Below are 6,291 nucleotides of genomic sequence, written 5' to 3' on the forward strand. Positions count from 1 at the left end.
CCGCTACGAGCGCAAGCCCGAGCACTTCCTCGCCTTTACAGCCATCGCCACCAGCCTCATCAACTACCGGCGGCTCACCAAGTGAAACGAGGTCTCAGTGCCGGGGCATGGCGCGGCCAGGTACCCCGGCTGTGGTGCTGCTGTCGGGATACGGCAACGGGGCGGACACCTGGGACCTCGCTCTCGGCGGCCGCCAGGCCGTTGCTCCCCGGCTGACAAAGGTCACCCGGGTCTGCGCCTACGACCGCCCCGGCACCACGCTGCAGGGCACTACGCCTGCGCCCGGCCGCAGCACCGCTGCCGATGCCCCGCACCTCGGCGGACATCGTCGCCGAGCTCCACACGCTGCTCTCGGCAGCGGGTGTCAAGGGGCCGTTCATCCTCGGCGCCCGTTCGCTGGGCACTCTGTTCGCTTATCACTACGCGCGTGCCTACCCCGGGCAGGTCCTGGGGCTGGTGTCCGTCGACGGACTGCCCGCCACCCTGAAGCAGCGGCTGCCGGCAAGCTGTGGAACGAATTCTTCCAGCAGCAGTTTATCCGCCCCCAGCCGCTGCCGGCGAGAAGAATCCCGAGGCATACAACCTTGGCTCCAGCCTGGCCAGGGCCGAAAGCACAGGTTCCGTCCCCCGGATTCCCCTGACCACTCTCTTGCGGAAAAGCAGGACCCGGCTGTACCGCCGGCCGTGGTCACCAAGTGGCAGCCGTCGCAGGAAGCCTTTGCGAAGCGATTCCCCCGGTCTGAGGTCAACGGCACAACGCATTACCTCCAGAACGAACGGCCTGACGTCGTGGCCAAGGCCGTCATCGACCTGATGGCGGACACCGCGGCCTCCGGCCGGGGAAAGTAGGAGGGTGCCGTCTGCCGCACCCCGTGCGGCAGACGGTCCGCTGAGCAGCCCGCCCGGGCAGTGCACAAGCTGCGCAAGCCGCCGCGGAAAACAAGCCCGAAAGGCGGCTGGTCCCGCACCGACCGCCTCCGGCCGCTCCCCCGGTCACCGCTCCGGCCGCGCGCCCGGTGCCGCCTCCCCCATGCGGCCCTGCGCCTGCCTCACCGCCCGCAGGGCAGGCCCGGGCCGCTGCCTGGACTGCATCCCAGGGCCTGATGCGGCCATCAGCCGAAGTCTGTGGACCTTGCCGCAGGCGGGCAGCGCAGACCGGCCCCGGGACAGATTTCCTGCAGGACGGCCGCCAGCGGGATCAGGCACGGCGTCAGGGCAGGTTCTCGGCAGGACATGCCGCTTTGCCGGGAGGCACGGCCGTGTCCGGGGCGTGCTGCGGGGGCGGCGCCGGTTCTTCGGCCCGCGCGGACGGGGCAGGCTGACGCGGCGCCCGCCGCCGGGAGGCCGCACTGGCCCCAGACCCCGGCCCAAGGGTGAAGCCGTGAAAGGGTCGGGATCAGCAGGCCCTGGCGGCGCAGAAGAAACGGGCCGCGGTCCCGCCCGGCTCTCCTACAGAAGGCAGCGGTAGACGGCGTTGACGTAGGCCTCGGTACGCTCCGAGCCCACCACTCCACCGCCCATCTTGTTCATGGTGTAGGACAGTGTCATGCGGCGGTCGAGGTCCATGCAGGCTACTGAACCGCCCCATCCGCCCCAGAAGCACACTCGCCCTAGGGGTATGTAGGGAAAGGTCTGCGGGTCGGGCAGTGCGAAACCGATTCCCCAGCGTACGGGAAGCCCGATGACGAGATCGACGCCGTGCGCCTGTTCCTCGAAAATCAGGCCGGCCGTCTCCGGCGAGAGCAGGCGTACGCCGTCGGCTTTGCCGTCTCGTGAGATGACGGACAGCAGGCGGGCTATCCCCGCGGCCGTTCCATGGCCGTTTGCCGCTCCTATCTCGGCCATGCGCCACTCCGGCTCGTTAGCCGCGTCCGCCCCTGCCATGGGGCTGGTCAGCGTTTTGTACATAGGGCTTGCGGGGTCGAGAGAGCCAAGCGCATGAGGATCAGCGGGCGGCGGGACAAGAGCGGCGATGCGGGACCAGTCCTCCCGGCGCGCCCCTATCTGGAAATCCGCACCCAGGGGGCCGGCGAGCTCGGATGTGACGAACGAGCGCAGCGACTGTCCCGTGGTGCGCCAGACCAGCTCTCCCACCAGGTGGCCGTAGTTCATGCCGTGATAACCCGAAGCCGTTCCCGGCTCCCACCACGGCGCCTGGGATGCCAGTCTCGCCGCCGCCGGCCGTGTCCGGTAGATATCCTCCAGCTCACATGGCTTTTCCCAGCCGGAGACACCGGAAGTGTGAGACAGAATATGTTTCACGAGAACTGATTCTTTGCCGTTTGCCGTAGGTGCTGACCGGCGCGTCCACGTCGATCAGACCCCTGTCTGCCAGCACCAGCGCCGCGAGGGACGTCACCGTTTTCGTTGTCGACCAGACATTGGTGAGCGTGTCCTTCGTCCAGGGCACAGTCCGGGAGGCGTCCCGGTATCCACCCCAGATGTCCACCACGGGCTCACCGTCGAGATCAACGTGGATGGACGCCCCCAGCTCCGCCCCGGAAGCCAGGTATTCCCGGAGAGCGGCTCCTACCTCCGCGAAGCGCGCATCGCACGTACCGCTGACCTTATTCAATATGTGCTCCTCAGTGAGTTAACTGCCCGCCACCCTAGGAAGGGCGGCGCAGTACTGGCATCCCCCAAACGGCGCACTGGAGTTGTTTTTTGGTCTTTCATCGCGGGGCTGCAGGAATTCTCGCGCCACGGCGCTCTGCCCGCTGCTGGGGCCGCCCCGGCCGATGGGGTGCAGGTCCTGGGGCAAGGCGGAGGGGGCTTCACGCAGGGCTTCGGCGTAGTCGCGTGACGCCGGGTTCGTGGCGATCTGCTCTCATCGATGTCCCCAGAGCATGACAGGCACGGCTTCCAAGATCATGGAGTTCTCGACGCCCCGTGATCTGAGTGGAAGACCGTGCCTGCCGACACATCATCGCCGATCCCGCCTGCCCTTGACCAACTCCGCGAGCATTCAGCGGCCGTGCCCGAGGAGATCCCGATCTTGTTGGTGCGGCTGGGCGAGGTGCCCGGCCCGCGAGATCCATGCGGTGTGCGCCACGCTCTGGTCGTCGTGCTCGCGCTGACCGCGTGCGCGGTTCTGGCCGGAGCGGCTTCCCTGCTGGCAGTCGGCGAATGGATCGCTGACGCCCCGTCCAGTGTCCTGGAACGCCTCGGCGTACGGCCCGACCCGCTGTGCCCGAAGCGGAGCCTGCCTGCGGAAACTACAGTGCGGCGGCTGCTGGGCCGCATCGAGGGCGACGCGTTGGACCAGGCGGCGGGCCGCTGGCTGGCCGACCGGCGGACCGGCACCGACGGCCGGCTGCGCGGCCTGGCGGTCGACGGCAAGAGCCTGCGCGGAGCGGCCAGGGCCGAGGGCCGGAAGATCCACCTGCTCGCCGCCTGCGACCATGTGCGCGGCCTGATCCTGGCCCAGCTCGACGTCGGTGAGAAGACCAACGAGATCATCTGCTTTCAGCCTTTGCCGGAGACCATCGCCGACCTGGCGGGCGTGGTCGTGACCAGCGACGCGATGCACACCCAGCGCGAGCATGCTCAGTACCTGCTCGGCCGTCACGCGCACTACATCGTGATCGCGAAAGGGAACCAGAAGAAGGGGGCCTCCCTCTGAGTGGTGGACACGCTGATACTGGATCTGCTTGGTCCGGAGGAAGCGAGAAGACCGCCGATGGCGCTAAAGGACTATTCGGACGAGTTCAAGGCCGACGCTGTGGCCCTGTACGAGTCCGCACCCGGGGTGACGTACAAGAGCATCGCCGCTGACCTGGGCATCAACCGGGCGACCCTGCGCGAGTGGGTGCTGCGGGACCGCGAGCGCCGTGGCGTCACCGCTGCGGGTGCGAAGCCGGCCGCCGCCCACCGGGCGGCGGTGCCGTCCGCTGATCCGGACGAGCGGGTCCGGCGGCTGGAGGCCCGGGTGGCGGAACTCGAGGCCAGTGAGCGCAAGCTCGCCACCGAGCGGGACATTCTCCGCAAGGCGGCGAAGTATTTCGCCGGAGAGACGAACTGGTGACCAGCCGCTTCCAGTTCGTCGACGACTACCGGGCCACCTACGAGGTGAAGCGGCTGTGCCAGGTCCTGGACGTGAACCGGTCGAGCTACTACAAGTGGCTCGCCGGCGCCGCCCCGGGCCGGCCGGAAGCGGGAGGACCTGGTCCTGGCCGAACAGATCCGCCGGGTCCACGGCGAGTCCGGCGGCGCCTATGGCTCCCCGCGAGTGACCGCCGAGCTCCGCGAGGAGGGACACCGGGTCAACGAGAAGCGGGTCGCACGGATCATGCGGACGTCCTCCATCACCGGTATCCGTCTGCGCAGACGCGTCCGCACGACCGTCCCCGACCCGGCATCCGGGCAGGTCGCGGACCTGTTCGGACCTGCAGAAGAACGGTTTTCGCCTGGCTGACCCGCTACAACACCCGCCGCCGGCACTCCACCAACGGCCACCTCAGCCCCGACGCCTACGAACGCCGACACCACGCCGCTAGACTCACACTCGTCGCGTGACCAATAACCGCGTGCCCACCTTCATGGGGGAAGGCCCGGTGACGTACCCAGAGACGGTTGCGCTCGCCACGCTGCTGGCCGATGACGGGTTCCGGCAGTGCATGAGCGCCGACGCGCGGGGACATGTGCCGTTTCGGCTGGCTGATCTGCCAGTGCTGCTTCCGGCGGTTGCGCACTGTGCGGGGCGCTCCTGGTACGGGGAGCACTGGCGGATGAGACGTCGGGGCCTTTGTACGCGTGGGCGTATCAGTGCGTGCGCCCGCCACGTCGCACCGGGCACGGCGCAGCGCGCACGGGTGGTCCTGGAGGCGTCGTGTGCGCGCGTGGGCTGGTCATACCGGCGCCTCGAGCCACCTCCAGCGGTGGTGGCGGCGAATCTGCGGTGGCTGGCCGGCTACCGCCACCCACGCAATCAGGGCCCGCCCAGGCTGCGGGCCGCGCTGGCCGAAGCGTTCGCCGAGGCCCGGCCGTTACAACAACGCGATGCCTGAAGAAACCGGCTGTTTTTGGCGCCGGGGCTCCCTTGGGCCATGCCTCCGGGAGTCACCGCCCGATGGTGTTCACCAGAAGGATCGCCAGGAGGTTGGCGAGGAGGACGGCGACTGCGCCGATGATCATGACCCAGGCTCTGCGCGACTCGTCAAGCTGCACGCGCCACCTCCCGAAACCCGCACCGGCCGCCCTGTCACGTCCGTGACACGAGCTCCGTCCGGCTTTTCACCATGATGACCCACTCCCGCCCGCCCCACACCTCGGGCCGCACACCGCCGGGCGGGGGCACGTGGCACAGCCCTGCGGACGCGCCCTGAGGCCCGTCACAAGTCCCAAGAGAGTGCCCCTGTGAGGTTCTCCCTGCCGACTGGGGGCTTTATACGGGACGGATGGTCCGGGAGGAAGCAGTCACAGGTAGTGAGCAAGAACAGTAATACGAGTAAGCGGTACACGGCCGGGTTCAAGCGGGACGCGGTCGCCCTGGCGTTGTCGTCGGAGAAGACGGTCACCGAGGTCGCCAGGGATCTGGGGGTGAGTCCGGAAGGGCTGCGCGGGTGGGTGAAGCAGGCGAAGACCGACCGCGGGGAAGGGCCCGCCGGGGCTTTGACCACTGCGGAGCGTGAGGAGCTGGTCCGGGCTGCGGCGGAAGGTCCGTGAGCAGGAGGCCACATCGAGGTTCTGGGAAAAGCGACCGCTTCTTCGCTCGGGACAAGATGAGGTAGACACTGCGGACCAGACCGGCATCACCCTGCACAGCGAAAGCGGATATGTGACTACGCGGCCCGCCAGCCAGCGCTACTACCTCGCCTTCCGCCAGGCCGATGCGCCGCAGGCAGCGGACAGGTTCACCCTGGTCGAGCTCAAGGACGGGGAGGTGGCGCTGAAGTCGAAGCTGAACGGCAAGTACGTCATGGTGGGCCAGAGCACCATCGGCTCGGCCGGCCCGAACTATCACCTGCGGGCGGCCTCCGAGAGCGCCGGGCCCTGGGAGAAGTTCAGCCTGCACACCACCAGCGACGCGTCCGCCGTCCTCAGGTCCAGCTCTACCGGTCTCTACGTGCAGCACAGCAACGGCACCTGTCTGGGCTCCGGGACCGAGTCCCAGGCCGTCAAGTTTCAGATCCCTGACTGGGTCACCCGGTACCGGCATCTCCTGGACGACGGACCCGGAGACCGGTGTTGAGGCCTGCTTAGACGTCGTTTCCTTTGGCGGTTTGGCTCGTTGTGCTGGGCATGACGAGTCTTGCCGAGCGGCTGGTGCCGGATGAGTTGTGGGAGTTGTTC

7 protein-coding genes and 1 pseudogene are annotated in these 6,291 nt (G+C 68.3%); 7 read left to right on the forward strand and 1 reads right to left on the reverse strand.

The window, feature by feature from the left end; genetic code table 11:
• Positions 1–303 precede the first annotated feature (303 nt).
• A complete protein-coding gene (locus ACFZBD_RS34970) occupies positions 304–849 on the forward strand; it encodes an alpha/beta fold hydrolase (RefSeq protein WP_391147738.1) in 546 nt (181 codons plus the stop codon).
• 600 nt (positions 850–1,449) lie between these two features.
• Here the strand turns inward: ACFZBD_RS34970 and ACFZBD_RS34975 are convergent.
• Positions 1,450–2,575: pseudogene (locus ACFZBD_RS34975) on the reverse strand (serine hydrolase domain-containing protein).
• Between the two features lie 399 nt (positions 2,576–2,974).
• On the opposite strand from ACFZBD_RS34975, the gene ACFZBD_RS34980 reads away from it, so the two are divergent.
• The 6 genes from ACFZBD_RS34980 to ACFZBD_RS35005 all read left to right on the forward strand — a co-directional run bounded on the left by ACFZBD_RS34980 (position 2,975) and on the right by ACFZBD_RS35005 (position 6,190).
• Entirely contained in the window at positions 2,975–3,622 is a 648-nt protein-coding gene (locus ACFZBD_RS34980) for an ISAs1 family transposase (RefSeq protein WP_391147740.1), read from the forward strand.
• Positions 3,623–4,024 carry a transposase gene (locus ACFZBD_RS34985; protein ID WP_391147742.1) on the forward strand — a complete coding sequence of 134 codons (402 nt, stop codon included), beginning with the start codon at positions 3,623–3,625 and terminating at the stop codon, positions 4,022–4,024.
• Positions 4,025–4,168: 144 nt separating this feature from the next.
• Positions 4,169–4,414 (forward strand): IS3 family transposase, encoded by a 246-nt coding sequence (locus tag ACFZBD_RS34990; protein WP_391147750.1) that lies wholly within the window; start codon positions 4,169–4,171, stop codon positions 4,412–4,414.
• 97 nt (positions 4,415–4,511) lie between these two features.
• The gene (locus tag ACFZBD_RS34995; RefSeq protein ID WP_391147744.1) at positions 4,512–5,006 is read left to right on the forward strand and encodes a hypothetical protein; all 495 of its coding nucleotides are present in this window, start codon (positions 4,512–4,514) and stop codon (positions 5,004–5,006) included.
• 418 nt (positions 5,007–5,424) lie between these two features.
• Positions 5,425–5,664, forward strand: coding sequence for a transposase (locus ACFZBD_RS35000; protein ID WP_391147746.1), 240 nt, complete (start codon positions 5,425–5,427; stop codon positions 5,662–5,664).
• 112 nt (positions 5,665–5,776) lie between these two features.
• Positions 5,777–6,190, forward strand: coding sequence for a hypothetical protein (locus tag ACFZBD_RS35005; protein WP_391147748.1), 414 nt, complete (start codon positions 5,777–5,779; stop codon positions 6,188–6,190).
• Positions 6,191–6,291 lie beyond the last annotated feature (101 nt).

Origin of the sequence: Streptomyces sp. NPDC008121 (genome assembly GCF_042957155.1) — a bacterium.
GTDB lineage: Bacteria > Actinomycetota > Actinomycetes > Streptomycetales > Streptomycetaceae > Streptomyces.

What these genes read in the sequence shown, in the direction of transcription:
- ACFZBD_RS34970 (WP_391147738.1), top strand. Translation starts at nt 304, where the DNA reads ATGCCCCGCACCTCGGCGGACATCGTCGCCGAGCTCCACACGCTGCTC.